Annotated in this window: 29 protein-coding genes; 10 read left to right on the forward strand and 19 right to left on the reverse strand. The window is 62.2% G+C overall.

What is annotated here, in order from left to right; translation table 11 throughout:
* Positions 1-75 precede the first annotated feature (75 nt).
* On the forward strand, positions 76-261 hold the full coding sequence (locus tag DP106_RS07065) for a hypothetical protein (protein WP_120084330.1): 186 nt from the start codon (positions 76-78) through the stop codon (positions 259-261).
* Positions 262-652: 391 nt separating this feature from the next.
* Here the strand turns inward: DP106_RS07065 and DP106_RS07070 are convergent, their stop codons facing one another.
* Positions 653-1,696: a lysylphosphatidylglycerol synthase transmembrane domain-containing protein gene (locus tag DP106_RS07070; protein ID WP_120084332.1), complete on the reverse strand. Its 1,044-nt coding sequence runs from the start codon at positions 1,694-1,696 to the stop codon at positions 653-655.
* Positions 1,697-1,808: 112 nt separating this feature from the next.
* Complete coding sequence (locus DP106_RS07075; RefSeq protein ID WP_120084333.1) at positions 1,809-3,194, reverse strand: sulfatase; 1,386 nt, start codon at positions 3,192-3,194, stop codon at positions 1,809-1,811.
* Between the two features lie 136 nt (positions 3,195-3,330).
* Here DP106_RS07075 and DP106_RS07080 point away from each other — a divergent pair, with 136 nt between their 5' ends.
* The 3 genes from DP106_RS07080 (at position 3,331) to DP106_RS07090 (ending at position 6,262) form a co-directional block, all read left to right on the forward strand.
* Complete coding sequence (locus DP106_RS07080) at positions 3,331-4,296, forward strand: glycosyltransferase (protein ID WP_120084335.1); 966 nt, start codon at positions 3,331-3,333, stop codon at positions 4,294-4,296.
* Between the two features lie 74 nt (positions 4,297-4,370).
* Positions 4,371-5,444 (forward strand): glycosyltransferase, encoded by a 1,074-nt coding sequence (locus tag DP106_RS07085; protein ID WP_120084336.1) that lies wholly within the window; start codon positions 4,371-4,373, stop codon positions 5,442-5,444.
* 137 nt (positions 5,445-5,581) lie between these two features.
* The gene (locus tag DP106_RS07090) at positions 5,582-6,262 is read left to right on the forward strand and encodes a hypothetical protein (protein ID WP_120084338.1); all 681 of its coding nucleotides are present in this window, start codon (positions 5,582-5,584) and stop codon (positions 6,260-6,262) included.
* Positions 6,263-6,267: 5 nt separating this feature from the next.
* On the opposite strand, the gene DP106_RS07095 is transcribed toward DP106_RS07090, so the two are convergent.
* Positions 6,268-6,765, reverse strand: a complete 498-nt coding sequence (locus DP106_RS07095; RefSeq protein WP_120084339.1) for a metal-dependent hydrolase — start codon at positions 6,763-6,765, stop codon at positions 6,268-6,270.
* Positions 6,766-6,876: 111 nt separating this feature from the next.
* Here DP106_RS07095 and DP106_RS07100 point away from each other — a divergent pair, with 111 nt between their 5' ends.
* Positions 6,877-7,293, forward strand: a complete 417-nt coding sequence (locus DP106_RS07100; RefSeq protein WP_240625344.1) for a hypothetical protein — start codon at positions 6,877-6,879, stop codon at positions 7,291-7,293.
* Between the two features lie 45 nt (positions 7,294-7,338).
* Here the strand turns inward: DP106_RS07100 and DP106_RS07105 are convergent, their stop codons facing one another.
* Positions 7,339-7,692: a winged helix-turn-helix transcriptional regulator gene (locus DP106_RS07105; protein ID WP_120084340.1), complete on the reverse strand. Its 354-nt coding sequence runs from the start codon at positions 7,690-7,692 to the stop codon at positions 7,339-7,341.
* A 160-nt stretch (positions 7,693-7,852) separates the two neighbouring features.
* On the opposite strand from DP106_RS07105, the gene DP106_RS07110 reads away from it, so the two are divergent.
* Positions 7,853-8,311 (forward strand): DoxX family protein, encoded by a 459-nt coding sequence (locus tag DP106_RS07110; RefSeq protein ID WP_120084342.1) that lies wholly within the window; start codon positions 7,853-7,855, stop codon positions 8,309-8,311.
* Between the two features lie 3 nt (positions 8,312-8,314).
* On the opposite strand, the gene DP106_RS07115 is transcribed toward DP106_RS07110, so the two are convergent.
* The 3 genes from DP106_RS07115 to DP106_RS07125 all read right to left on the reverse strand — a co-directional run bounded on the left by DP106_RS07115 (position 8,315) and on the right by DP106_RS07125 (position 11,807).
* Positions 8,315-8,749, reverse strand: coding sequence for a VOC family protein (locus DP106_RS07115; RefSeq protein ID WP_120084343.1), 435 nt, complete (start codon positions 8,747-8,749; stop codon positions 8,315-8,317).
* A gap of 110 nt (positions 8,750-8,859) precedes the next feature.
* On the reverse strand, positions 8,860-10,362 hold the full coding sequence (locus DP106_RS07120; protein ID WP_120084345.1) for a heme-binding protein: 1,503 nt from the start codon (positions 10,360-10,362) through the stop codon (positions 8,860-8,862).
* A gap of 74 nt (positions 10,363-10,436) precedes the next feature.
* Entirely contained in the window at positions 10,437-11,807 is a 1,371-nt protein-coding gene (locus tag DP106_RS07125) for a DNA cytosine methyltransferase (protein ID WP_120084346.1), read from the reverse strand.
* A 387-nt stretch (positions 11,808-12,194) separates the two neighbouring features.
* Between DP106_RS07125 and DP106_RS07130 the strand changes: the two genes are divergently transcribed.
* Positions 12,195-13,508 carry an RNA-guided endonuclease InsQ/TnpB family protein gene (locus DP106_RS07130; RefSeq protein ID WP_120084347.1) on the forward strand — a complete coding sequence of 438 codons (1,314 nt, stop codon included), beginning with the start codon at positions 12,195-12,197 and terminating at the stop codon, positions 13,506-13,508.
* A gap of 169 nt (positions 13,509-13,677) precedes the next feature.
* Here DP106_RS07130 and DP106_RS07135 read toward each other — a convergent pair whose 3' ends face one another.
* The gene (locus DP106_RS07135) at positions 13,678-15,474 is read right to left on the reverse strand and encodes a site-2 protease family protein (RefSeq protein ID WP_120084349.1); all 1,797 of its coding nucleotides are present in this window, start codon (positions 15,472-15,474) and stop codon (positions 13,678-13,680) included.
* Between the two features lie 126 nt (positions 15,475-15,600).
* Here DP106_RS07135 and DP106_RS07140 point away from each other — a divergent pair, with 126 nt between their 5' ends.
* Positions 15,601-15,828: a hypothetical protein gene (locus DP106_RS07140; RefSeq protein ID WP_120084350.1), complete on the forward strand. Its 228-nt coding sequence runs from the start codon at positions 15,601-15,603 to the stop codon at positions 15,826-15,828.
* Positions 15,829-15,832: 4 nt separating this feature from the next.
* Here DP106_RS07140 and DP106_RS07145 read toward each other — a convergent pair whose 3' ends face one another.
* The 3 genes from DP106_RS07145 to DP106_RS07155 are packed head-to-tail and all read right to left on the reverse strand — an operon-like array spanning position 15,833 to position 18,210.
* Positions 15,833-16,408: a DUF192 domain-containing protein gene (locus DP106_RS07145; protein WP_120084351.1), complete on the reverse strand. Its 576-nt coding sequence runs from the start codon at positions 16,406-16,408 to the stop codon at positions 15,833-15,835.
* A gap of 48 nt (positions 16,409-16,456) precedes the next feature.
* Positions 16,457-17,443 carry a 5,10-methylenetetrahydromethanopterin reductase gene (locus DP106_RS07150; RefSeq protein WP_120084353.1) on the reverse strand — a complete coding sequence of 329 codons (987 nt, stop codon included), beginning with the start codon at positions 17,441-17,443 and terminating at the stop codon, positions 16,457-16,459.
* A complete protein-coding gene (locus tag DP106_RS07155; RefSeq protein WP_120084354.1) occupies positions 17,443-18,210 on the reverse strand; it encodes a coenzyme F420-0:L-glutamate ligase in 768 nt (255 codons plus the stop codon). Before DP106_RS07155 ends, DP106_RS07150 begins: the two co-directional genes overlap by 1 nt.
* Positions 18,211-18,378: 168 nt before the next feature.
* On the opposite strand from DP106_RS07155, the gene DP106_RS07160 reads away from it, so the two are divergent.
* Positions 18,379-19,620, forward strand: a complete 1,242-nt coding sequence (locus DP106_RS07160) for a translation initiation factor 2 (protein WP_120084355.1) — start codon at positions 18,379-18,381, stop codon at positions 19,618-19,620.
* A 161-nt stretch (positions 19,621-19,781) separates the two neighbouring features.
* Positions 19,782-19,997: a YgaP family membrane protein gene (locus DP106_RS07165; RefSeq protein WP_120084356.1), complete on the forward strand. Its 216-nt coding sequence runs from the start codon at positions 19,782-19,784 to the stop codon at positions 19,995-19,997.
* A 5-nt stretch (positions 19,998-20,002) separates the two neighbouring features.
* Here DP106_RS07165 and DP106_RS07170 read toward each other — a convergent pair whose 3' ends face one another.
* The 8 genes from DP106_RS07170 to DP106_RS07205 all read right to left on the reverse strand — a co-directional run bounded on the left by DP106_RS07170 (position 20,003) and on the right by DP106_RS07205 (position 25,935).
* Positions 20,003-20,251: a hypothetical protein gene (locus DP106_RS07170; RefSeq protein ID WP_120084358.1), complete on the reverse strand. Its 249-nt coding sequence runs from the start codon at positions 20,249-20,251 to the stop codon at positions 20,003-20,005.
* Between the two features lie 287 nt (positions 20,252-20,538).
* A complete protein-coding gene (locus DP106_RS07175) occupies positions 20,539-21,255 on the reverse strand; it encodes an urease accessory protein UreF (RefSeq protein WP_120084359.1) in 717 nt (238 codons plus the stop codon).
* The gene (gene ureE / locus DP106_RS07180; protein ID WP_120084360.1) at positions 21,252-21,917 is read right to left on the reverse strand and encodes an urease accessory protein UreE; all 666 of its coding nucleotides are present in this window, start codon (positions 21,915-21,917) and stop codon (positions 21,252-21,254) included. The genes DP106_RS07175 and ureE overlap by 4 nt, the downstream gene beginning before the upstream one ends.
* Positions 21,914-22,804, reverse strand: coding sequence for an urease accessory protein UreD (locus DP106_RS07185; RefSeq protein ID WP_120084483.1), 891 nt, complete (start codon positions 22,802-22,804; stop codon positions 21,914-21,916). The genes ureE and DP106_RS07185 overlap by 4 nt, the downstream gene beginning before the upstream one ends.
* 95 nt (positions 22,805-22,899) lie before the next feature.
* Positions 22,900-23,520 carry an urease accessory protein UreG gene (gene ureG / locus DP106_RS07190; RefSeq protein WP_120084361.1) on the reverse strand — a complete coding sequence of 207 codons (621 nt, stop codon included), beginning with the start codon at positions 23,518-23,520 and terminating at the stop codon, positions 22,900-22,902.
* Positions 23,520-23,846, reverse strand: coding sequence for an urease subunit gamma (locus DP106_RS07195; RefSeq protein WP_120084363.1), 327 nt, complete (start codon positions 23,844-23,846; stop codon positions 23,520-23,522). Before DP106_RS07195 ends, ureG begins: the two co-directional genes overlap by 1 nt.
* On the reverse strand, positions 23,843-25,555 hold the full coding sequence (gene ureC / locus DP106_RS07200; RefSeq protein ID WP_120084364.1) for an urease subunit alpha: 1,713 nt from the start codon (positions 25,553-25,555) through the stop codon (positions 23,843-23,845). Before ureC ends, DP106_RS07195 begins: the two co-directional genes overlap by 4 nt.
* On the reverse strand, positions 25,552-25,935 hold the full coding sequence (locus DP106_RS07205) for an urease subunit beta (RefSeq protein ID WP_120084365.1): 384 nt from the start codon (positions 25,933-25,935) through the stop codon (positions 25,552-25,554). Before DP106_RS07205 ends, ureC begins: the two co-directional genes overlap by 4 nt.
* Positions 25,936-25,946 lie beyond the last annotated feature (11 nt).

A 25,946-nucleotide genomic window follows, 5' to 3' on the forward strand; every position in this document is an offset into this window, starting at 1 on the left:
CACTACTGGTATAATTCTCTCAGTACAGTAGCATAGCTCCATAAGAGTAATACAGACTGTAGCTTTGTTCCGCACATGAGTGATGAACAGGCAGTGCTCCTTGCACACCTCCGTGCAATCCGCACAGCAGTAGTCGCTGTGGCGGTATCAGTTCTTGCGACTGGATTAATCATCAACGAAGAGCCACTGGCATTCCCCCTCTTTGCCATCGGCCTCTTGATCTGTGCGTACGCATTTGTGCCGCCACTCCTTCGCCGATAGGTGTACACCCATCAGCGAGCGGCTTTGCAACCGACGGCGTGACCAGAGTCACAGTGGTGTGCTGGATACACTCTCTATGTGCAGCAGTCAGTATTGGCCCGGATCGTCTTTCGGAGAGTTGTTTCACCAGATGAGCCAAGAGCCATGTCGAAAGTATCGTTCGGTGTCTGTAAACGCCAATTTCGAACGCAGTGGCCACCTCACCGAGGCGGAGTTCGGTACCACCGTGTTCAGAGAGCACCCATAGCCAACCCGTTGGCCTCGTCAAGAATGGTAGCTGGCACGTTTATGAGCCCACATACGTTTCAGTGAGCTGAATATTTCTGAGAGTGTGCTAGCCGATCCTACCGCTGCACTGAGTGGTATGTTGCGCAGAGAAGGAGTGTCTCGGCTACAACTCAGCGTCCTGTGGTGGCTCAACATCACCCTCGCGGTCAAGGGTTATCAGTGTCAGAAAGCCGAACAGTAGTCCTGGCCAGTATGTCGTCAGCCGGAACAACACCGCCGCCGTCAACGCCGTCGCCAAGTCAACCGAGTAAAACAGGGTCATGAGCCACGAGAAGGCGGCCTCGTAGGTGCCGCTCCCGCCGGGTGTCGGCGACAGCGTGGCGATCGTCGAGAGGTTGACGATAAAGTACAGCGGGACGAACGTTGGCGCAAGATCCATCGCAAGAAAGACCACATACAACGAGACGATCTGGGCGACGATCGCAAGGTGTGAGCCAAGGATCGTCGTTAACAGAAACGAGGAATCCCGGCCAGCCCGCTCAAAGAGGGCCTCCGTTCGGCGCACCCGATCCTGCAGTGACCCCAAAACGCCTTCGCCCCAACTCACCCGGCGTTCAATCGCCGAGAGGAGACCCAACGCCGCCCGACCAAGGGTTCCGTCGGGCGACCACAGGAGATAGGCCAGACCGCCGCCAACCAGCAGAATCAGGAGAGCGATCCAACCAACATCGAACAGAAAGCCATGCAGGGAACCAAACAGATAGAGGTAGCCGACCCCACCGATCGTGAAGGTGAAAAACGGCACCGCGTTCACCATATCCGAGGAGACGACCGCCGCCAGCGCGCCCTCATACTCCGTATCGGTTGTATCGGCGATGATGTATGCCATCACCGGCTCGCCGCCGAACTGTCCGAGCGGCGTAATCGAGTTGAGGAAGTGGCCGCTAAAAAACAGCCGAACCGTCTGCGAGGCGGTGGCAGTGATCCCCAGTTGCCCGAAAAATCGGTGCCAGACCCACGCCCAGACGAACAGCGACGAGAGGCCAACGGCGATTGCGATCGTAAAGAGTGAGCGGTCGACACGGCCGAGGGCGCGCAGAAACTCGCGGGTGTCAGCGAAATACAACAGCCCAGCAAACAACAGCAGCGTGACAGCATACCAACCGAGTTCCTGCCACGTCCAGTCTTGACGACCGGGAAGCGACATCGATCAGGCGACCTCCCCGACTGGGGTTGATGTGGCGACCACAGAATGGCGGACGATGGCAAGCATTCGGTGGTTTGGCAAACACAGGGGAGCCACTTAGATTAGACGGACATCACCGATAGCCCAAGGCCTCGAGTCGCTGTTGGACTTCCTCGTCGGCTTCGGAGGCTGTCTCATCAGGCGAGCTCCCCTCAACTGTGCTGTCAGCTCCGGGTTCGGCTCCGGTGTCGATCTCGTCGATGGCTGCCCGCAGTGTATCGGGAACCGCCACGGCCGCACCTGTCTCGCGGTCGACGGCCTGATACCGCGCGTCGCCGTCCTCGCTGACCGATTTGCGGACGGTGATGCCATCGCGGATGAGATACCGGTGTTTTCGGTAGTAGTCGTCCCACGCGTTGCTCGGAATGAACCCCGTGAAATTCTCCGGGAACTGACAGCCGCCGCGAACCGTCTCGGCAAATATCTCGTCGGGTTCCGGCGCAAGGCCGGCGTAGTACGGTACAAGCTCGTTGAGCTGCCGGAGTTCAAACAACCGGTCGTGGCGGGTGCCCGCGAGGTTGGGATGATCGACAAACAACACCGTCTCGATAACGGGATCGATCGTCGTGAACTGGTGGCCGAACAAGCCGTCGTCCTCACCGAGGGCCTGGCCGTGATCAGACAGCACGACAACGACGGTGTCGTCGGCAACGCCGTTGGCAGCAAGGCTGTCGGTAATCCGGCCAACCAGGTCGTCGGTGTAGTCGACAGAGGCGTCGTAGATCCGCCGGAGCGCCTCGAAGTCGGGGTCGTCCATCGTAAACAGATCCTTCTGTCGCTGGGGGATGTCAGCGGTGTCGCCCACGCCGTGTGTGTCGAGATACTCGCCCGGCGGGTGGTAGGGTTCGTGGGGCTCCATCAGATTGACATAGCAAAAAAACGGGTCATCGGCGGGGTGGGCGTCAAGATAGGATTCGACCGCGGCGACCGTCTCCTCGGATTTACAGGAGTCGTCGACACCGAACAGCCGGAAGGCCCGGTCGAGCTGGCGGCCGATCACACGTTTCGGGAGCGTCCCAAGCGAGTCGTACAGTTTTGTTGAGAGCTTTGAAAGCCGCTGGCTGATGGTGTTGTCGGCGGTTCCGAGGAAGTTCTCGACGTAATCGAAGCCCTCGGTCATCCCCTTATGTGGGGTGATCCAGATGTTCGAGGTGACCGCGGCGGTGTCGTAGCCGGCGTCGGCAAACGCCGAGATGAACGTTTCGTGGCTCCCGTCGAAGTAGCTCCGGGCGTGGGTTGTGCCGTGTTCCCACGGGTATCGGCCGGTGAACATCGAGGCGTGGGAGGGCAGCGTCCACGGGGCCTGGGTGACGGCGTCATCGAAGACGACGGCGTCGTCGGCGAGGGCCCCGAGACTGTCGGTGAACCCGATATCGTCGTTGTAGACGGAGAGCCGATCCTTTCGCAGGGAATCCAACACGAGGAAGACGACGTTGTTCGGCCCCGTGATCTCGGTCATACCCCCGGCTATGGCCAGCGGGTAATTAGTAACTCGGATTGCTGTTTTGACGGCACCACGGTCGACTGTCGATGACGCCTGGCGATCACTCTCACGGGCGGCTTATATGGGCGGAGTGGATTGACACAGCCAGCGAATGATCGAGAAGGTCGCAATCGTCTACTGGTGTGACGGCGCGGGCCACGCGGCCCGGAGCATCCCGGTCGCCAAGGAGTTTCGGTCGCGGGGCATCGAGGTGGCGATCGGCGGCGGCGGCCCCGGCGAGCGGTTCGTTGAGCTCAACGGTTTCGACCAGCCGGCGTTCACGAGCGTCACTGTCGAAGGAAACACCCCGAAAGCGTTCCTCGAACACACGCTGTTCGATCTCGCCCCATCCTCGGTGCGTCGCCTCCGGGAGGTCACCGGGTGGCTTCGCGAGGCCGATCCCGACGTGGTGATCACCGACGACATCTTTGCCGGGCTGGCGGCAGCCCATCTCGATCTCGACTTCTATCGGATCGATCATCTGACGACCGACCTCTTTGGGCCGGTGTGGGGCACCCCGCTGGCGGTTTACAATCAGGTCTCCCTGCAGTTCGCCGAGGGGATCATCGTCACCTCGCTGTGGCCGGATGATCCCGCCCCTGAGGGGACGACCCGCGTTGGCCCACTGGCTCAGGAGGGCGACCCCGAGGAAGCTGTTGAGCCCTACGACGTGCTGTTGAACCCTGGCAGCCACGGCGAGAACTTTGCGACGATCCGCGACCGACTGAACGCGGACGGCTACGATGTTCGCACCGTCGGCGACGACGACTGGGAGACCAAGCCGACGATGACGCCGTACACCGCCGCCGCCGACGTTGTCGTCTGCACCGGCTTTTCCTCGATCGCCGACACCGTCGTCGCCGGCACGCCGTGTGTGATCTACCCCTTCCTACCGTTCCAACAGGCCCTCGCAGAGCGTGTTGAGGCCAAACACATAGCCGGGATCTCGATGGCAACAACTGTCGACCGCGTGATCGACCGCGTTGAGAGCTACGTCAACAGCGATATCGCACCCGACTACGAAAACGGCGCGCCGGCGTTTGTTGACACCGTACTCGCCGATGGAACGCCGCCCTGAGCAGCGTGTCGGCCGGCAGCGGCGATCCCGGCAGATTGAAACGGGATGACACGCATACGCCGACATAGACGCATATGAGAATCGGCTTCTTCACCGATAGCTACTTTCCGGGGATCGATGGCGTCACCTACACGATCAACACGTGGCGCGAACGGCTGGAATCCCGGGGCCACGATGTCTTCGTTATCTACCCTGACAGCGACCACGAGCCGGGGGCCAACGAGTTTCCGGTGCCGTCGCTGCCGAACCCGTTTTATGCGCCGTATCGGCTGCCCCTCTACCGGCGGCTCACAACATTACCCGAGCTTGATGTGGTTCACTGCCACGGGCCGGCAACGACAGGGCTGTTGGGGCGGCGGTATGCGGCCAAACATGAGCTTCGATCCGTCTATACACACCACACTCCGATCGAGGACTATCTTATTCGGGCACTCAAATTCGACGGGCTCGCACAGGTGGTCGGACAGGGCTACGTCGCCTACGAAACCCAGTTTCTCCGCTCGTTTGACTGTGTCACCGCCTCGACCTCGAAGATCAGGCGCGATGTCGACCACGAGAAGCTCCCGGTCGGCATCGAGCTGGACACGTTTACGCCGCAGTCCGAATCGCTGTTTACCGATTCCCGGCCCATCATCGGCTACAGCGGCCGGATGACAAAAAAGAAAAACGTCGACGAGATCCTCCGGGTCGCCACCGAAACGCCAGACTACCGCTACGTGTTGGTCGGCGAGGGGCCAGCACGGCCACAGCTCGAACAGCAGGCACCGGCCAACGTCGAATTCCGTGATTTCCTCCCCCGAGAGCAGCTGCCGACCTTCTATAGCTCACTGGATGTCTTCGTAACCGCCTCGACCTGTGACACACTCGGGCTGTCGACGCTGGAGGCCAACGCCTGTGGAACGCCTGTCGCTGCCGCCAACGTCCAGCCGTTCCGGGAGACAATCGGCCCCGACAACGGCGCACGCTTCGAGTACGGCGACCTCGAGGAGATGGGGGCAGCGATCGAGAACTGTCTCACCACCGACCGCCAGACGCGGGCCACCGTCGAGCGGTTTGCGGTCGATCGGACGATCGACGATCTGGAAGCAATCTACCGCGGCGAGCCTGTCGCCATCGACGACCGCCAGCGGGTTCCATCGTCGCCCTGACCGCGCGATCCGGCGGGACAGTGAACAACACTTAATTTGATTCCCGAATCCACATAGGGTATGCACACGCTCGCCCACGCCGCGTCGCCCGCCGGCTGCGACCCGGCCCCATCGCGCCGCCGGCCGCTGATCGCCGGATGATCTTCGGTGCCTTGGTGACCGTCAGCCTCCGGGCGGTCGCCACAGCGGTCGCCTCAGCCCGTAATATCGTGGTGACGACGACCGCACTCGACACCGTCACCGCCGAGAAGCCGGTGACGATCCTCGCGCCAGTCGTTGCTGTGCTCGGCGCGATCGGCGCTGTGTTCAAACCCGGCGAGGCCATCGCCGACAGCGACCTGTTTCGATGGGTTCGAAGCCTGCTACCGCACGCCGAGCAGGCCGCAAATAATCGGGGCTTCTACACCACCTATACGATCCGTCCCGAGGCAGAAGCCGTCGGTGTCTGGCAGGGCTCGCTGGACGAGCTTGAGGCGACGCTCCGGGAGAACGGCTATCATTTCGGGCTCCTGGCGTCGCATAAACAGCTGCCTGATGGGCGGCGAGAGGTCAGCAGCTGGGTCGATGTCGGCGGGCCGGTCTGTTCGGGGGTGCTCGGCGTGCTTGAACTCCAGTTGCGAACGTGGCAGACCCACATCACGGTGTTTGAGTGTGCCGACGGCGACGATTATCTCGTGACAGCCCACCACGAGCGGGCGGCGTACTCGGCACTGACCGCCTACTGGCATCTCCGCGGCCGGGATCTCAACGTTGAGAAGGGTCGCCGGATCGTTGCCGAGCAGTTGGCCGACGAGACACGCTTTGAGCCGGTTGACTGATCACATTACGTGTCCGCGGAACCACGGTGATATCGGAGATACCACGCCGACGCCGCGACGCCAGCAGCAACGACAACCGGCCATCGATCCGTTGACAGAAACAGCCCATCGAAAACGGGCCGGTAGGTCGTCAGCGGCCACAGCACGAATTTCATGCGGCCGGCTGGAAACGCCAGCAACGAGTCGAGGACGAGATGTGATCCTGCACCCACTCCAAGGAGGCCAGACACACGCCACCGGTCGGTGCGTCGAACGACGGTGACACCGAGCAACACCGACACCAGCGTGCCACCGACCGTGTGGAGCGCGCCCCAATCGAAGGGCAACCCAAGCCAAGCCTCCAGCCGCCATGACGGAACGAGGAGTCGGATCTTGGTGAGATCAGGGATGAACGCGCCCATCATCGCAACAGTCACATACGGCGGCGTCAGCCACCGGTACCGGACAGACAACCCCACCGCAAGGGTGTAGGCAACCAACGCGTGGGTCAGGAGATCCGGCATTGAACGACAGTTTTCCTCGTCGTGTTTTGTCGTTGTGGTTTGCTGTGCCGACGGCTCGCACAATCGAGGCGGCTCGGTAAATACAAATGGATAGCCACCAACAGCAGGGACGTGTCGAACCCCTCACGCGATCCTGATCGGCCCGAAGCCACCGTCGACGAGGCCGCCGGATCCGCCGACAATACGCCGACGGTCACGTGTGGTCAGTGCGACCGCACGTGGGAACTCGAATACGAACTCGACGCACTGTATGCCGGCAACCAAGCCTTCGAGCAGTTTGCCCTCGATCACAAGCGGCATACGGGCCATTTCCCTGACGACGTAACCCCCTGGGTCGCCGACTGCGATCGTTGTCCCGCGGTCGAACAGTATCTCGACGAAGAGCCGGCCCGGCGGTGGGCCGAAACCCATGCCCGCCACACCACCCATCCGGTGTCGCTTACCCACAAACCGAGTGAGGTGGCGGTGACCGTTGCTACCGACGACAATCAGGACGCGGCTCCGACAGCCGAACACGAATCAGAGTAGATCGGCGTCGACACCACCAGAGCCTTGTTGAGGATGTCCGACCAGCTAGTCGCCGGTTGCGGTCTCAACTGCGTCCTCGGCCAGCCAGTCGTCGGCCCACGACTCAATCTCATCGAACACCGGGCACAGCGACTGCCCTTTCGCTGTCAGGCTGTAGTAGGTTGCTACGGGTGCGTCCTCCTCCAGCCGGCGGTCGACGAAGCCGGTTTCCTGGAGATCACCGAGAACCCGCGAGAGCGTCCGGGAGTTGGCGTCCGTCGAGCGTTTGAGCTCGTTGAACCGCTTTTCGCCGTCTTGGAGATCATGCAGAATCACAAGTCGCCACGGTGAGCCGATCTGTTCGATCGATTCAACGACCGGACACGGATCAGTCGCTTCGACTGTCGAATGCGTTGTCATTAATTATGTGCTGGCACCGGATCAGCAAAATCGTTCCGCCGGTCGCGCCGCTGTGGCCGCGTGGGATCGACACCCCATGTGCCAGTGGCACAGCCGTTACCCGGTTGCTGGTGTGTCCGGGAACCGATATATAGGTTGCAGCCGTACGACTGGTTGCAAAATGTTAGTAACTGAAGCTGCGGAACTGGCGATCGGACTCACACCGCTACAACTCGGCAGCGAAGGGCCGCTAACCGGCGAGCTCTTTTTGCTCGGTCGACTGTTATTCGGCGGCGTGTTCGCGTACAATGGGTTGAATCACTTCCTCGATGCGGAGTCAATGGTCGGCTACGCTGGCGCAAAAGGTGTCCCCGCACCGGGGCTTATGATCCCGATCAGCGGCGGCGTGCTCCTGTTTGGCGGCCTTGGGGTTGCTGCCGGCGTTCTCCCGACGCTGGCGGCCGGCGCGCTCATCGGTTTCCTCCTTGTCACAACCCCCGTGATGCACGATTTCTGGGCGGTTCCCGAGGAGCAACAGCAAGGCGAGCTAATCAACTTCCTGAAAAACGTCGCGATGACCGGTGCGGCCCTCGCACTGCTGGCGATCAGCACGACCGCCTGGCCGTACGCCCTCGCTTAGCGATCACGACGGATCGGCGTTCGGATTGAGTGCTTCGATCAGCGTGCCATCGGGGTCACGCAGGAAGCAGATTTTCGTCCCTGTCGTAGTCGTCTGCGGCGGGCTCAGCGTCTCAACGGTCGCCGGCAGCGACCCATAAAAATCGTCCACGTCATCGACCTCGACGCCGAGATGTGTCGCACCGGCGTCGTTGAGAGCCGCCCGGGGGCGGTCGTCACCGGCCGGGTCGTAGGCGACGAGCTCGAGCCGCACCGATCCGAGATCAAGGTGGACAAATTCCGCGCTCGCGGCGTCGATGTCGACACCGGTGGCGAAGGCGTCGCCGTCGACGCTGAATTCGGCGAGGCGGTCACAGTCGAAAACGGAGCGATAAAATTCGGTTGCGGCATCGAGATCACTGACGGTGATACCAACGTGGTGAGCGGTCAAATCAGCCATATCACTGCTGAGTAGCCGTCGTATCAAAACGCTTCGAAGATGATCAGTGACCGTGCCGTAGCTTACCGACAATCAATGAGAAACCCCCACCGGTCAGGGCGGAGAGGGTGTCAGGCGAGGAAGACGTGTCGCGGACGGTCTGCCAGCACGTCGCGGCCCCACTCGACGGTATTCTGGAAGTCATCCGAGCGGAAAAAGCCCATCGCGTCCTCCTGGGACTGCCACTGACTGGCGATGAACATGTCGTTTTCGTTCTCCTCGTTGATCATGAGATCCGTTTCGAGGTGGCCATCCATCTCGGCGAGGACGCCGCCGACGGTGTCGAATTTGTCGACAAAGTCCTCACGGGAGTCGGGTTTGACCGTATAGAACATGCCCATCGTTCCAAATCCGGACTCCTCGTCGGCGCGTTCGACGATCCCCGGCAGCTCCGAGAGAAAGCCGGCAGCGGTGTCGGCCGCACTGGCGGTGTCCCAGATCGAGACGACCGCGCTGCGGTCGCGGTCGGCGGCCTCGTAGACCGCGGTTTTGACGTGGGTACCGTAGTGTTCGAAGTTGCCGCGAAGCCCCTCGACCTCCTCGAAGAGTTCGTCAGTATCAGCTTCCGAGTACAGCACGGTCGCGTACACGTCCTCGCCATGGGGTTGGCCGGCGTAGAGATCCATATCCGCGAGTTGACCGCGGATCTCCTCGTTGTCGGCGTCGCTGTCATCGCTATCGTGGTGATCGTCGCCCTCGTGGTGGCCGTCGTCGCCGTGGTGACCGCCAGCGTCCCCATGGTGCTCACCGTCGCTGTCACCGTGATGATGGCCACCGTGGTCGTCGTGCTCGGCGGTCGGCACCGCCTCACCGTTGAGATACGCCAACAGATCCTCGGGGGGGAACCGCCGGCCGATGTAGAAGCCGGGGAACTCGCCGTACTTCGAGGTTGCCTCGTCGAACCGCATCTCGTAGACGATATCCTTGATCTTGACTGGATCCTCGGCAAACAACGTGACGCCCCACTCGTGGTCGTCGAAGCCGATCGAGGAGGCGATGATCTGGTCGATATCACCGGCGTACTGTTTGCCGGTCGCGCCGTGGCCGCTCATCATCTCGGCGCGCTCCTCGAAGGGAAGGGTATACCAGTTGTGCTCCTCGCCGCGGCGTTTGCTCATCGGGTAGAAACAGGCGTACTCGTCGTCAGGGATCTCGGGTTTGAGCTTCCCTTCGATATACTGCCGGAGGCCCTCGTTGATCTCGTCGCCCTCGAAGTAATCATCGGAGACGTAGCCCGAGACCTCCGTGACCGAAACGTAGGAGGTTGGTTGTGTCGTAAACTCAGCGAGAGCAGTGCGTTCGAACTGGCGTTCGGCCTGCGAGAGCAGATCAAGTGTCGGGCGAAGATGGACGATCATGAGGTCGGCCTTGTGGCCGATAATCGAGAACACCGCCGAGGTGCCCTCGCCGTCGGGGCTGTCGGCGGCCGACTCGTGGCTCGCCAGATACTCACGCCCGGCGCGGGCCGCCCGCTCGCGTTGCTGCTCGGGAGCGTTGCGCCAGGCGTCCCAATCGATCTGCCGGAAGTCATGCAGCATATACCAGCCTTCGTCGGTTTGCGGGACTTCGACCATGCTCCCGATTCGCGCTACGCGGGTATGGAAGTTACGTGTTTTTTCAGTTGGTGGCAACCGATGGCCAGTGCAAATCAGTCGACGACGGTCGCTTCACTGTCCGACGCGGCGAGCTGCTTGAGATGTGAACCGAGGTGTTTGGCCAACAGCGGCGGGACAGCGTTGCCGATCTGGGTGGCGATCTCATCGAACGAGCCTCTGAATTCGAAGCAGTCCGGAAAGCTTTGGATACGAGCACCTTCGCGGAGCGACAGCCCGCGGTTTTTCGTTGGGTGGAGCTTATCGCGTGGCACAAAATCGGTCGTCAGGATCGTATTCGACTGCCCGTCGGGATCGAGCCGCATGTATCGCGGCCGAATCCCAGATTTCGTGTTGAGGTCGTAGCCGAGGATGTCGCCGTCCTCGTCGGTGCGGAGCCAGCCGTCGTCGTGGAGCCGGGTTAGTGCCGATTGTACCGCTGCGTCGTCGGCGTCGAGATGGTCGGCGATGAGATTGTCTGGCACCGCCCCCACAGATTTCCCGCTCATGCGAAACGCCTTGCGGGAGCGATGGCGGGCGATAAATTCGAGGACAGCCTGCTCGGTATCGCTAAACCGATGGGCGAGTAGTTCCCAGACCTGTCGGTAGCGATCACCGAACCGACTAGAGCGGTACATCTCACCGGGATTTAGTTCGGCGACGATGTGTTGGGTATCCGCGTCGCTGGCGGGCGCTTTGGCAACGTGATTCCGCGTCGTGTCGGCCCCATCGCGGATCTGTTGGAGATAGGCGTTGTCGGGAAACTCGGACAGCGGCGGTAGGTCGACCTCGCCGGTCTCGGTTGGTTCCGGTAGATCCGCAAGCGCGTCGGCAACGGTTGTCCAGCGTTGTACCGGCTCGCCGGTGAGCGTCTGTTGGCCGTCGCTGTGTTCGGTGTAGGGGCCCTCAGGGAGAGAGGGATCAGCCGGGAGGTCGTTGCGAACGCCACAGTAGATCACTCGCTTGCGCGTCTGTGGAACGCCGAAATCGGCGGCATTTAGCGTCTCCCAGGCGACCGTGTAGCCGGTAGCGTCATATTCGGAGTTGATCGCGTCGAGAAAGGCGTCGCTGATCGTCGTCATCCCGGCGACGTTCTCCATCAACACATACCGCGGCTGGAGCTGTTCGACCGCCTGAATAAACGAAAACACGAGTTGGTTTCGCTCGTCGTCGAGGCTGCGTTCGCCGCGAGCGTCGCTAAAGCCCTTACACGGCGGACTCCCGAAGACGATGTCAACATCCTGCTCGCTGAGTTCGGCGGGCAAACCGTCGCTGAGGTCGTGGGTGATCGCTGTCGCCGCATGGTTGGCCTCGAAGGTCGCCAGCGCGTGGTCGGCGATATCGACGCCGTACTCAACCTCGATCCCGGCCGCTTCGAGCCCCGCGCTAAAGCCTCCGGCCCCACAGAACAGATCGACGGCGTTCATACTGTGTGCGCCTGTTGTTCGTGTTGGTATTTACAATCCCGGTACCTCCCTGGGCAGACGTGTCCCTCGGGTTGTATACAGTTCAATTACTCAGTCGTATACTCCTCAATGAAGTCATCCAACGTACCGTCTGTATCCGTTCCATACTGTTGTTTCCATTGTTTGATGAGTTCTTGCTTTTTATAGAAAGGCAAGGTGAATACACCCGCCTTACCGTGAGGAACGAGCGTTACGACCGGTACGGTCGGAACCGAGCGACGAACAGGCGGGTGATGAAACCGACATGAGCGAGTCACATCTACACAAAAATAGCATGGCCGGAAATTCCACGGTCTGATCACAACTTTTACAAAAAAGTAATTATAAGCGATTATACAGGCGTTCAGAATGCTGGAGATCCACCGCACCCATCAAGCGAACGTCCGTAACCACCCACAGGTTGAGGACTCGCTTGACCGTCACGGGTGGAGTGCCAGCAAACTCTGGAACGTCGCCAACTACTACTCCCGCGAAGTCTGGGAAGAGACGGGCGAGATTCCTGATCACGAGGAACTGAAAGACGAGTTGAAGAGCCATCCAACCTACAAGGGACTGCACTCACAGTCCAGTCAGCGGGTTCTGGAGGAACTCGCTGAAGCCTTCAACTCGTGGTACTCCTCGGACGACGACCGGGACAATCCGCCCAGCTACCGCAAAGAAAACTACTACGACGACCAAGGCCGCCGCGTCCACGAAGAACATCCACGCAGTACGGTGACGTGGAAGCAAAACGGCATCAAACACGACACGAAGCACAACCGTGTCCGACTCTCAAAGGGCGCGAATCACAAGGAACACCCGAAAGCATGGGAGTACATCCTTGTCGAATACGAGACACGCCCCGGCGTCGAGGCTGATAACCTGCAACAAGTCCGCGCTGTCTACGACCAGCAGAAGGAGAGATGGGAGGTACACCTCGTCTGCAAGGACAAGATCGAGACACCCGACGCTCCCGGCACCGAGACTGCGGGCATCGACCTCGGCATTAGCAACTTCGCCGCTGTCGCCTACAGCACCGAAGACGCCGACCTGTACCCCGGCAACCGCCTGAAGCAAGACAGCTACTACTTCCCAAAAGAGATTGCTACGTGTGACAACAGCAGTGGCGAAAGAGCCACGCGACTTCACCACAAGTGGTCGGAACGCCGCACTCACTTTCTCCACAGTCTTGCGAAACACATCGTGAAGCGATGTGTTGAGAAGGGAGTTGGCCAAATCAACGTCGGAGACTTGGAAGGCGTCCGTGAGGATCAAAACGGCAAGTCGAAGAACTGGGGGAAACACGGTAATCTTGATTTGCACGGGTGGGCGTTCAACCGCTTCATCAAGATTCTCACATACAAGGCGAAGGTCGAGGGTATTGAAGTCGTGGAAGTGGATGAGCGCGACACGAGCAAAACGTGTTGTGTCTGCGGTAGGATAGACGAGGATCAACGTGTTGAACGTGGTTTGTACGTCTGCGAGAAGTGTGACGACGCATTCAATGCAGACGTGAATGGGGCGGAAAACATCCGTCTCGACCTGAACCAAAGTAACTCCGAGTCTGCACCCGATTTGGGTGGAGATAGGAGTACCGGTTGGTTGGCACAGCCAGCAGTCTATCTTCATGACTTGTCTCACGGATTCTCACCGAGGGAACAAGTGGTAGACTGCAAACCCTAATATCCCAATCCAGCGGTGCGGTACCGTGGGATTCCTCCGCCTTCAGGCGGATGGAGGATGTCAATTCGCATAAGCAAATCGGACTAAACCCAGTATGATAAGCACTGTGACTGTGTTCCGAATCGATGCTTGCTTTCACGGTGTGAAGAGAGAAAACATACGAGCAGACTCAGTTCAACAGCCGCGGGCCAAACACCATCAACACCAGGCTGATCAGCATCATCAACCCGACCCCGGTCGTTACCGCCCGGGTGAGCGCTGGCTTTGCCGTCGTCGGCAACCGCGAGACGATCGCCTCCGTTGAGGTGCGGAGGATGTGGCCGCCATCAAGCGGAAACGCCGGGATGCAGTTGAACAGTGCGAGGTTGATATTGATCCAGCCGGTCCAAAACAGCAGATTTGCCAGCAGGAACACGCCGCCGTCACCGAGGGCGGCCAGCGGGCCGACAGCCTCGTAGAAGGCCATGTTGCCGTCGACAAAGCCGGCAAAGTTGTAGTTCAGCGTTGGATCGACAACCGCCGCAAACGGCAGAACCAACAGGAATAGGAGAACGACAGCGATCCCATCAGCGATCTCACCGCCGAGAATCGAGAGATACGTGCCGGCGGGATACGGCTGGATGCCAAAGCTGTCGGCACCGATCCCGCTCAGCCCGGTCGCATCGGTGATACCGATGTAGGTGCCTGTCGGCTCCTCGGGGTGGTCGGCTAACTCGATCGTGTCGGTGGTAGCCTCACCGTCGGCGTAGGCGACAACCTCGATCGTCTCGCCGGCCGTCGTGTCATCGAGGGCGGCTTCTAGGTCGTCGAAGGTGACCGTTCGCTCGCCGGCAACGTGTGTGAGGATGAGCCGATCACCCGGCTCGGCGGCGGTCGTCGACAGCGGCCCATCAGGGGCAACACTCCCGAAAACGCCGATCGGGCCGGTAACCTGTTTCGTCTCGCCGGTGTCGCCATCCGCGGCAGCGATCTCGACAACTGCGGAGTCGGCGTCAGCGGCCGCCGCGTGGATCTCGGCGTTAGTCTGGACGGCTGTCCCGGCGACCGCGGTGATCGTATCGTCGGTGGTGAGCTGTGGGCTCTCACCGGTCGCAAACGGCGAGTCGGCGATCATCCGGGTGACAAGCGGCCGTTGCTCGACGGTTGTTTCGGTGCCGTCGGCAAGGGTCGCTGAAACGGTGGGCGACCCGGCAGCTGCCAGCGCGTCGTCGAGGGCGGCATTGGAGTCAACGGGTTGATCATCGATCATCACGATCTGGTCGCCGGCAGCGATATCGGCGTCGGCAGCCGCGCTGTTCGGGTACACGCCACCGACGCTCGCGCCGTCAGCGACGGCGATCGCGCCGACAACCGGGCCGAACAGCAGCGCGAAGGCGAGAACCGTGATGATGAGGTTGTTGAGGATGCCCGCCGCGTACATCCGGGTTCGAGGGCCACGACCGACAGCGTCAACGCTGTCCTCGTCGGGTTCAACGAACGCGCCGACCGGGAGGACGGCGAGCAGTGCGACCCCCATCGAGTCGATGTCGATATCCTCAACCCGACAGAGCAGGCCGTGGCCGCCCTCGTGGACAACCATCCCGACCAACAGCCCAAAGACGATCTCCGGGGCGACAGACAGCGGCAGAAAATCGTTGACGCCGGGGATCACAAGGACATTTTGCGGGCTCTGGAGGGTGCTTTGGGTTGGCGGGGACTCGATGATCTGAGCACTCTGATAGACCAACAGCACGAACGTGCCAACCATGATAACGAGGGCAGCACCAACACCGACATTGCCGAGCGCGCGCCAGATGCGTTTCGGCCGCGCCAGTCGGGTCAGAAACCGGCGGCCGCGTTTGGTATGAATCGTCGTCAGTGGGCCGCTGACCGAGATGGCGTTGGGAAGCAGTCCCCGCCGGTCGGCTGCGAGCACCACCGCGGTATAGATGACGACGCCAGCAAGAACCCACGACAGCGTACTCATTACCAGATATTGGAGACCGGTACGGAAAGGCAGTTCGGGTCACCATGATAGCTAGCGGTGAGGACAACCGCTGCCACCACAGCCGACACCTGAACACACATATACTGGGATCACAAAGGAAAACCCATGAACGCATTCGGCGGTTTCGTTCTACGGCTGTTGGGCAACCTCATCGAGATGCCGGTCGTCTTTGTCGAGGAAGTGATCAACGGCGACCCGATCACGGCGATCCTGATCGCCTTCGGCAGTCTGTTCGTGCTTGGCGCGGTCGGCGGCTTCGGCTATGTCGTTGCTGGCGCGCTGGGAATCCCGCTGCCGAACCTCGGCCGTGGGCCGTCTGAGTCGGTTGATTAGAACGTTATCGGTCGAACACAAGTCGGTCGCCGACTGTGACGTTGTTGTCGGCTGTCCAGTTGCGATTGACCTCAAAGACGTACTGTCCGCGGCCCGGGTACGTCTGTGCCGCGCCGTTTTCATCCGGCCCCGGTTCGGGGGCGGTGTGGATCTCGGTGATCTCGCCGTTGCCGTCGGCGTAGATGATGTCGAGGCCAAAGCTCATATCTCGCATAACGTACGTATGATCGCCGACCGATTCGTAGGTAAACAGTATTCCGCCGTCGGTCGGCAGCGATGCAGCCGCGCTTAATCCGAGGCGTCGCTTATCACGCGTATCGGCCACAGCAGCTACGACCGCGCCACGAACGCCGCCGTCCGCGCCGCGGACGACGACCGGCGTCGTCTCGTAGCTCGCATACGGGCCGGTCGGCCATGTGGGGTCAACTGCGTTAGCAGCGGCTTGTTCCTCGGCGGTGAACTCGGGGATGCCGCTGGTGTCGTTTGCGGCGGATTCGTCGGTGGTGCGATCGGTCTGACAGCCAGCAAGTGCCAGCGGCAGGCTTCCAGCAAGCAGGGCTCCCAGTCGTCGCCGGTGCATGCCGGTGTCTTACTTGGCGGCCACTTAGAAGTTCGCGACGACGAGCGCTCAGTCCGTCGCCTGCTCATACGCCTCGGCTGCAAGGTCGACAGCGTCCTCCAGGTCGGGGCCGAGCGGCGACCCAACAACGATACTGTCGGCATGGTCGGTGACCGCGGCCATCTGTGCGGCCACGTCGTCAACCGTGCCGGCCATACAGAAGGCGTCGATCATCGCCGGCGTCACCAACTCGAAGGCCGCCGAGAACTCACCCGCGCTGATCTTTTCGCCGATCTCCTCGGCTCGCTCGCCGTCGATGTCGTGGCGGTCGAGAACGGGTGGGGCCGCACCCGCGGCGATGTAGGCGACCGGTGGGCGGGCGGCCTCGCGGGCGGCCTCGCGGGCGGCGGCGACGCTGACGGAGGCGTAGGCGGCAAGGTCGAACTCGCCACGATGGTCAGGGCGGTCGGCTTCACCTTTATCGACCTGGTCGCGCGCCCACGCAAGATCAGCCTCATGGGAGCCATTAAACAGCAGCCCATCGGCGTGTTTCGCAGCCATTCGACACATATGCGGCCCCTCGCCGCCGATATGAACCGGAATGTCGCTCCCGCTTGGTGGCTCGTAGTTGAGCCCAGCGTCGTCCGCCTGAAAGGTGCCGTCGTTGTCGACGCGCTCGCCGGCCCACAGCTGTTGGGCAGTCTTGAACGCCTCAAGCACGGGGCGGAGCCCGCGGTCGTCGTCGAAGCCGAGATTCCGGGCCGTCGAGGGATCGCCAGGCCCGAGGCCGAAGACGCCGCGGCCGCCGGTGGCCTCATCGACAGTGGCGACCTTCGAGGCCAGCCTGACAGGATGGATCTCGAAGGGGTTGGCGACACCCGGGCCCAGCTGCACGGTGTCGGTTTCGACGCCGATGCGGTGGAGTGCGGCGAAGGGATCGCGGTTGTTGTAGTGTGAGGAGACAAACACCGTATCGTAGCCGGCGGCTTCGGCCTGCACGCCAAGGTCGGTGATCCGGTCGATCGGGTGCTCGGGCGTGAGCTCGATACTGAACATTAGGCCTCACCTCCTGTCTTGTATGACCAACCGCGCAATGCCTGTCGGACGTAGTCGCCCTCGATTGCTCGAAAGTGGTTGTCGCTGCCGGGGAGGTCGCCGAACTTAAAGTCACGGGCGACGACCACCGGTGTGCCGCCCGCACCCTCGCCGGCGACGAGGTTGGCCGCGGCGGCGAGCTCGTCGATCACGTTCTGGACGGTCACGCCCATCTCGCGGCCGTCGCGGTCACGTTGCCCGCGCCAGTCACGGCTTGCCGGCAGGCCGGCCCAGCCGATGGCGACGCCGCGTTGGCCGTAGCGGAACGGCCGCCCGCAGGTGTCGGTGACGACGACACGGTCGGTCGGGAGTCCGTCAGCGATACGAGCCGCGCTGTCTGAGGGTCGCTTAGGGAGCAACAGCAGATCGCCGCCGGGGACGTTCGAGCGGTCGATGCCGGCGTTGACGCCGATGTGGCCGAAGCGGGTTTCGGTTAGCAGAAACGGGGCTTCCATCAGGAGGTCGACGCTCTCTTCGAGAACGGCTTGGGCAAATCGGGGATCCTTCTCCTCGCCGGTGATCTCCGCGAGGCGATCGGCGATCTCGCTGGCTCGCGGGCCGGCCGGGAAATCAGCGAGATCGGCGATACGACCCTCGGCCTTCGAGACGACCGTGCTGGCGACACAGACCACGTCGTCTGCGTGGAGATCCGCTCGCTCTGAGATGATCGCCGCGAGATCGTCGCCCGGTTCGATCTCGGGGATATCGGCGACGGTAGACAGTTCCATACAGTTAGGTGGGGATGTGGGCTAAAAAGGCCGGCCATAGGGGTCGAACGAACCGGTGTTGCGTCGGGTGGGGGTGCCGACAGCCGCGGCTACCCACGTTTTCAGCGTCGACCTATCGAAACTCCGAGAGATGGAAAGCATAGTATGGTGGGGCCCGAAGCATAGCTGATGACACACGTCGTCACCACCTTCCTCAAACATCGTGGTGCGGTGCTGTTGACCCGACGGGCAGCCGATGCCGACACTGATCCCGGCCGGTGGGGTGGGTTATCAGCACCCTCCGCAGGCGGCTCGGCGGCCGCCGCAACGGAAGCCCGCAGCCTCGTCCGCGAGGCGACCGGCAACCCCGAGGTACCGCTGGCGTCCGCGGGTGAACCGGTGACCGTCGGCCGCGACGACGAGGAGCGCACTCACCACCCGTTCTGTTTCGAAGCCCCGGGACGCGATCTTACAGATCTCCCCGGCGTTGCCGACACCGAGTGGGTGGCACCAACCGGCATCGTTGACCGGGAAACCGTCCCTGGGCTTTGGGAGGCCTACCAGCAGGTTGCCCCCTCACCGGAAACGATCGCTGCCGACACCGCCCACGGCTCGGCCGCGCTGTCGATCCGCGCCCTAGAGGTGCTTCGTGATCGCGCCGCTGTCGTCGACGACTGGGACGCGTTAGCCGAGGTCGCCGCTGATCTGCAAGCCGCCCAGCCGAGCATGGCGGTGCTTGCCAACCGCGTCAACCGCGTCATGAACGGTGCCGAGCAGTCGTCGGCGGCCGTTCACGACCGCGCCATCGAGGAGATCAACGCCGCCCTCGACGCCGACGCCGCCGCGGCCGCAACCGCCGCCGACCGGCTCTCCGGGCCGATCGCAACGCTGTCGTGGTCGGGAACGGTCAAAGACGCATTACTCGAGCTTGACGCGCCGGTCACCGTCGGCGAGGCGCGACCGAACCGCGAGGGGATCAAGCTCGCGGAGGCTCTCGCCGACAATGGTGTCGACGTGACAGTCACGACCGATGCCGCGCTGGCGTCGGTGCTCAGTCGCGAGGCGTTCGGAGCCGTTCTCGTCGGAGCGGACACGATCCTCCCAACCGGCGACGTCGTCAACAAGACCGGTACCCGGGGGTTGGCACTTGCGGCCGAGGCGGCCGATGTGCCGGTGTATGTGGTCACCGCCCGCGATAAGGTTTCGAAGGATGACACGTTCCATCCAGAGGCGGGGCCAGCCACCGAAGTCTACGACGGGGAGGCTGAGTTGCGGGTGGCGAATCCACAGTTCGATCTCACACCCGGTGATCTCATCGAGGGGGTGCTCACCGAGGATGGGCTGTTGGATCAGCGTGGGATCGAACTTGTCGCCGCTCAACACCGCTCAAACGCCGAGTGGCACACAGCGGCATCAACGACGAGCCACTGAGACAGGGTACTGTAGCAGTGGGCACAGCAGACAGCATCGAATGGGGGTGACAAACTGTGCGGTGTGTATCTGCGCTGTTGACGCGGTTGTTGAAGAAGCCAGCCCGTATTATTGTCTCTCTAACACACAACCATTTTACCAGCAGGGAACGAAGCACATATATGGAACAAAATGTCGGTGGCGTCGATCGGACGGCCCGCCTCGTTGGCGGCCCTATTGTCGCGCTTGTTGGGATCTTGGGGCTACTACAGCTCGTTTCCGTGGGTACCGCCGTCGGGGCCGCACTGCTTGCGGTTGGGCTCGTTGTCTTCGGAACCGGCGTCACGCAGTTCTGCCTGCTACACCGGCTGTTGGGTATCAACACCTGCCAGCGGTAGGCCGGTCAGACTGTTCGCGCCGTCGATCGATCGGTGACCAGTTTGGTGAGCCACGCGGCGACACCGACGAGTCCCGAAAAGAGGATCGTCCCGAAGATAGCTGGATTGATGCTTTTGAGCCCTGACAGGCCGCCAAGGGAAACGTAGAGGATCGCCGCAAGGACGACCGCCGAAAGGCCAACCAGCGCGATCCCGATGGCGTTGAACAGCAGCTCCGTGCGACTGTTTGGTGTTTGTGACTGGTGGTCGCTCATATCCACGCGTAGCTGTGTCACATATAAAACCGGTGCTGTGATTCCCAAAATGTGAAACTCAATCAGATGGGGGCTACCCACAGAGAGCGATAGTAGCACACCGGTGATTGTTGCCGATGTGATCGTCAAGTAGGTCGTAACGGTGGCTCAGGAGAATCCCTCGTCACACAGGGCTCGGTGGGGGTAACTATCATCATCGCCACCATCGGGGGTTTGCTGTGGGGCAGTAAGAACCCACGCTTCTGTGATCGACACGAGATAAAAAACAGCCGTGTGGCTGTTGCTCGTTAACTCATAAAGAGCCGACGGTCAGCGCGTTCATGGGCCATCCCTCGCACGTCGGCCAGCGGCGCGAACGAACACATCGCCGTGAGGTCGGCATCATAATACCCATCACAGACCTCTTCGATCACCGGGAACAGCGTCGATAGCTGTGCTTGGATCGCGGTGTGGCCGAACCGGCCGAGTCGCTGGGCCGCACCGAGCAGTCCGGTGACCGAGCCGTAGGCACTCACCAAGGCGGCCTCCCGACAGCCGAGACCGGCCTGCTGGCAGACGACGCCGAGAACGACTGGGTAGTGACCCTCGGTGCGACCGTCCTCACAGGCGGCCGTGTACTCGCCGAGGAATCCGGTCGTGTCGGTCGCCCCAAGGGGGCCGGTGTCGATTTCATCAAGCAGTTCTAGCAGCTTCCCGCCGGCTTTCGTCGAGCTATCACGGAACTCCGCCGGCAACGTCGCCGCCCCGAGGCGTTCATCGGCCGCAAGCACGCCATCGAGATCGCCGACTGCTGCCGACCGGTGGGCATGACCGAGGGCGACGATCTCGGCGGGGCCGATAACCCCTCGAAGATAGCCTTCGATGAGCTCGCCGAGCTCGTCGGCCGTCTCGATATCGTCTTCGTTGAGATACTGTTCGACGCCGTAGGAAGCGGTGTAGGTGCCGACCGGCAGCATCGAATCCGACAGCCGCAACGCCGTCAACAGCGCCTCAGACGAGGTCATTGCGTCTCACCTGTCGCAGTCGTCGATCCGGCGTGATCATGGTCGTGAGCATCATCATGAGAGTGGCCATGCTCGTCGTCGCCATGAGCATGGCTCTCCTCACCGTGGTCGTGGGCATCATCACCGTGTGGGTAGTCGTGATCGACGCCGTGGTCGCCTGCGGCGGCATCGTCGTCACCGCCGTCGATGAACCGTTCAGCGTCAACGGTCTCGTAGCGCGTCGTCGCCTCTGCTGGAATGTACGGGCCCAACACGTCCTCGATGATCGTGCGGTCGGCTTCGACCGGGATGTAGATCGTCGCGCCGTCGACAGCGAGATCCCAGTGTTGGTTGCCGATTCTGTGGCCGAGTTCAACCCCTGTCGAGACTGCCGCCTCGGCGGCCGGAAACTCGATGACGAACGCCGTTCGCTCCTCAAACGCGACGACGACGGCGCGGTCGTTATCGATCAGGAGTACGTCACCAGCGACAAGCTCCAGCTGGTCGACGAGCACGCCGAGGTCGGTGCCTGCATCCGTCGTCACGCGGAGCCGAGATCGCTTGCGCTCGGTATCGTCGAGCACGACCGTCTCCAGTGTGCCCGCCTGCTCGTGGGCGTCGATTTCGGCGGCAAGCTCGGGGTCACTGTCGACATTGCCGACGACGCCATCAACGCGTTTCATCGGCCGCGATCCTCCAGCGGCGCGCCGGTTCCGAGCAGTGTTTTACGGGCTTCGTCCCACGCAGTCTCAACGGCGGCGGTCACGTCCGCGCTCCGGTCGCCGAGGACGCGGACGGTCATGCCGGCGTCGTCTTTGAGGACTGACGTGCCGGCCGCAACGTCGTGATCGGCCAACCGGTCGTAGAGCCCCTCGGCGAGTGTGTCGACATCGGCAGCCGGTGTAAAAACGTACAGCGTGCCGACGACATCGTACTCGCCGACGGTCGCCGGATCGCGTGGATCGCGCTCATCCGGTTGTAGATCGACCGCGTCGGCACAGACCAATGCGTCGTCGACACGGGCCTCCAGCCGACTATGGAAGTGGTCGAAGCTGAACGGCTCGTGGTCGGTCAACCCATCGGGAACGAAGACATCGCCGACGATGGCGGTTGCGTCCGGAGCTACCTCAACGGTCGTCGTCTGCAGACAGCGGGCGTCCTCGTTGAGGATCGTCGGCCCGGGAATGTATTCGAGATGAGCCCCCGACTCGGCGATAAGTGTTGCGTCGAGATGGGCGTAGCTCGCCTTCATCGTCTGGATTTTCGTCGCGCTCTGTGTCGTGACGTGTGCGCGCGAGCCGGGCCGGGCCTCAACCGAGAGCGTCTGGCGGTCGCCTTGGGTGACCGCGCCCGTCGGATCCTGCAGACAGATCGTCGTCAACCCATCGACCGGATCGGTATCGAGCGTCCCGGTCAGGTGGTACGGCACCTTCACGAGATCCGACACCAGCCGTGTCGGATTGTCACCCTCGCGAGCGACGACGAGATCGGCGATGCCCTCCTTCCCATGACCGAACGCCGGCGACTGCGGTAGGTGCTGCGTCCCGTACTCGCGGAACGCCGGCGGGATGGCAGGGTCGTCACTCCTGGCATCACCATCGGCGTCGCTGTCGGGTGTCTCGTTGGGGGCGTTGACCTCGCCGTCGGTACCGTCGCTATCTGTGCTCACGCGAACAGAACGCTCCGTTCGATGTTGTCGATGACCGCGTCGATCCCGTCCTCGGCTTTGCAGTTCGTGAAGATCGTCGGCTCCTCGCCGCGAACGGTTTCGGCGTCCGCCTCAAGCACGTCGAGATCGACACCGACGTGTGGGGCAAGGTCAGTCTTGTTGATCACGAGCAGGTCGGCCTGTGTAACACCTGGCCCGCGCTTCCGGGGGATGTCGTCGCCTTCGGCGACCGAGATGACGAACATGAAGTAGTCGGCGAGTTCGGGGTTGAACGTTGCCGCGAGGTTGTCGCCGCCGGACTCGATGAGCACCACGTCAAGCTCGGGGTGGGCTTCGGTGAACTCGTCGATCTTATCGAGGTTCATCGAGGGGTCTTCGCGGATCCCCGTGTGTGGACACGCGCCGGTTTCGACGCCGGCGACGAGATCCTCGTCGATCCGGCCGGCGAACGATGCCTGGAGTCGCTCGGCGTCCTCCTGTGTCATGATGTCGTTGGCGATGACGCCGACGTTGTAGCCGGCGTCGTCGAGCCGCGGGACGAGCTGTTGGACGAGAGCAGTCTTCCCCGAGCCGACGGGGCCGCCGAGGCCGACCTTCGCCACGTCTCGGTATCCCATCAGTCGAGTTGCTCCTCGGTGTCGGCCCGGATCGGCTCATGGACGGTCACGAGCTTGGTGCCATCGGGGAAGGTGGGTTCGACCTGCACCATATCGACCATCTCGGGGACGCCATCCATCACGTCCTCCCGACTCAGCAGGCTCGTTGCCGCTTCCCGGATCTCGGCGACGTTTTCACCCTCGCGGGCCCGTTCACAGACCCAATCGGAGATGTAGGCGACCGTCTCCGGGTGGTTGAGCTTGATGCCGCGTTCTTTCCGTCGTCTGGCGAGCTCAGCAGCCATGAAGATCGTGAGTCGTTCGTTGTCCTTGGGTGAGAGTTTCATAGCGTGTACCTCTGTGCAAGTGGGAGTTCCTCGGCCGGTTCACAGGTGACGTGTTCGCCGTCGACCTCGACCTCGAACGTCTGGGGGTCGATGTCGATATCCTCGGGGGCGTAATCGTTGTGCAGCATATCCGATTTGCCGACCTCTCGGGTTCCCTCGACAGGGCGGACACGGGATTCGAGGCCGAGTTCGTCGCCGATGTCGTTCTCGTAGGCGGCCTTGCTGACGAACGTCGTACTCAGCGAGTGTTTTGCCTTGCCGACCGCGCCCATCCGGGAGCGCTGCATGACGGGCTCGCAGGTCATCAGCGAGCCGTTGGCCTCGCCCATCTCGCTGTGGACGGGGAACCCGCCCTTGATGACGTATTTCGGCTTGATGCCGAAGAACTCCGGCTCCCAGAGGACGATATCGGCCATCTTGCCTGGCTCCAGCGAGCCGATGTAGTCGTCGATGCCGGCGACCTTCGCGGGGTTGAGCGTGTATTTGGCGACGTAGCGTTCGATCCGGGCGTTGTCCGCACCCGTTCCCTCGTCGGCCGGCAGCGGCCCGCGCTGGGCCTTCATCTTGTGGGCCGTCTGCCACGTCCGGCAGATCACCTCGGCCATCCGCCCCATCGCCTGTGAATCGGAGGTCATCATACTGATCGCGCCCATGTCGTGGAGCACGTCCTCGGCGGCGATGGTCTCCGAGCGGATTCTGGACTCGGCGAAGGCAACGTCCTCCGGCACGTCGGGATTCAGATGGTGACAGACCATCACCATATCGAGGTGTTCGTCGAACGTGTTTGTGGTGTACGGCATCGAGGGGTTCGTCGACGACGGGAGCATGTGGTCGTGGCCGATGAGTTCGAGCACATCCGGCGCGTGGCCGCCGCCGGCACCCTCGATGTGGAAGGTGTGGATCGTCCGGCCGTCGATGGCGTCGTAGGTATCTTCGAGGAATCCGGATTCGTTCAGCGTGTCCGTGTGGATGCAGACCTGCACGTCCTCCTCGTCGGCGACGGTGAGGGCAGTGTCGACGACATCGGGTGTCGACCCCCAGTCCTCGTGGAGTTTCAGCCCGCAGGCACCGGCCTCGATCTGTTCGACGATTGGGTCGGGGCCGCTGGAGTTGCCCTTCGCGTAGAAGCCGACGTTCATCGGGTACTCCTCGGCGGCTTCGAGGAACCGCTTGATGTTTTCGGGGCCGGTCGTACAGGTGGTCGCCCCGCCGCCGTAGCCGCCGCCCATCATCGTCGTCACGCCGCTGGCGAGGGCGTGTTCGAACAGTTCCTTGCTGTTGAAATGGACGTGAATATCGAACGCGCCCGGCGTGGCGATGAGGCCGTCGGCCGGTGCGGTGTCCGTACTCGGCCCGATAACGAGGTCGTCGTCGACGCCGTCCATCGTATCCGGGTTGCCGGCTTTCCCGATCCCGGCAATCTTCCCGTCGCGGACGCCGATGTCGCCTTTCTGGACGCCCATCACGGGGTCGATGACGACAGCGTTGCTGAACACCCAGTCGAGTGCGCCCTCGGCCTGCGTCGTGCCCGACTGCATGCCCATGCCGTCGCGCATCGTCTTCCCGCCGCCGAAAACGGCCTCGTCGCCGTAGGTGCCGTGGTCGTCTTCGATCTCCGCAAGCAGGTTGGTGTCGCCGAGTCGCAGGCGGTCGCCTTCGGTCGCCCCGAACAGATCAGTGTAGGCCTCACGCGAGAGTTCGCGGCTCATTCGCCAGCCCCCATATAGCCCGCTTCGCGGGCGCGTTCGAGTGCGGCTTCCTTGACATCGGCGTCGTCAAGCTCGCCGTTGACGAGGCCGCCCATCCCCTTGATGATTCGGTCGCCGCCGAAGGCGACAAGATCGACATCCTCCTCACAGCCCGGCTCGAACCGGATCGCCGTCCCGGCTGGAATATCGAGTCGCATGCCGTAGGCGGTTTCGCGGTCGAAATCGAGTGCCGGATTCACCTCGAAAAAGTGGAAATGTGAGCCGACCTGCGAGGGTCGGTCGCCGGTGTTTTCGACGGTGACCGATGCCGTCTCGCGGTCGGCGTTGATCTCGACCGGTTCGTCGGCTGTCAGCAACTCCCCGGGAACCATCTCACTCATCGATGTGCTCC

It is taken from the genome of Halonotius pteroides, from assembly GCF_003605635.1.
Taxonomy (GTDB): domain Archaea; phylum Halobacteriota; class Halobacteria; order Halobacteriales; family Haloferacaceae; genus Halonotius; species Halonotius pteroides.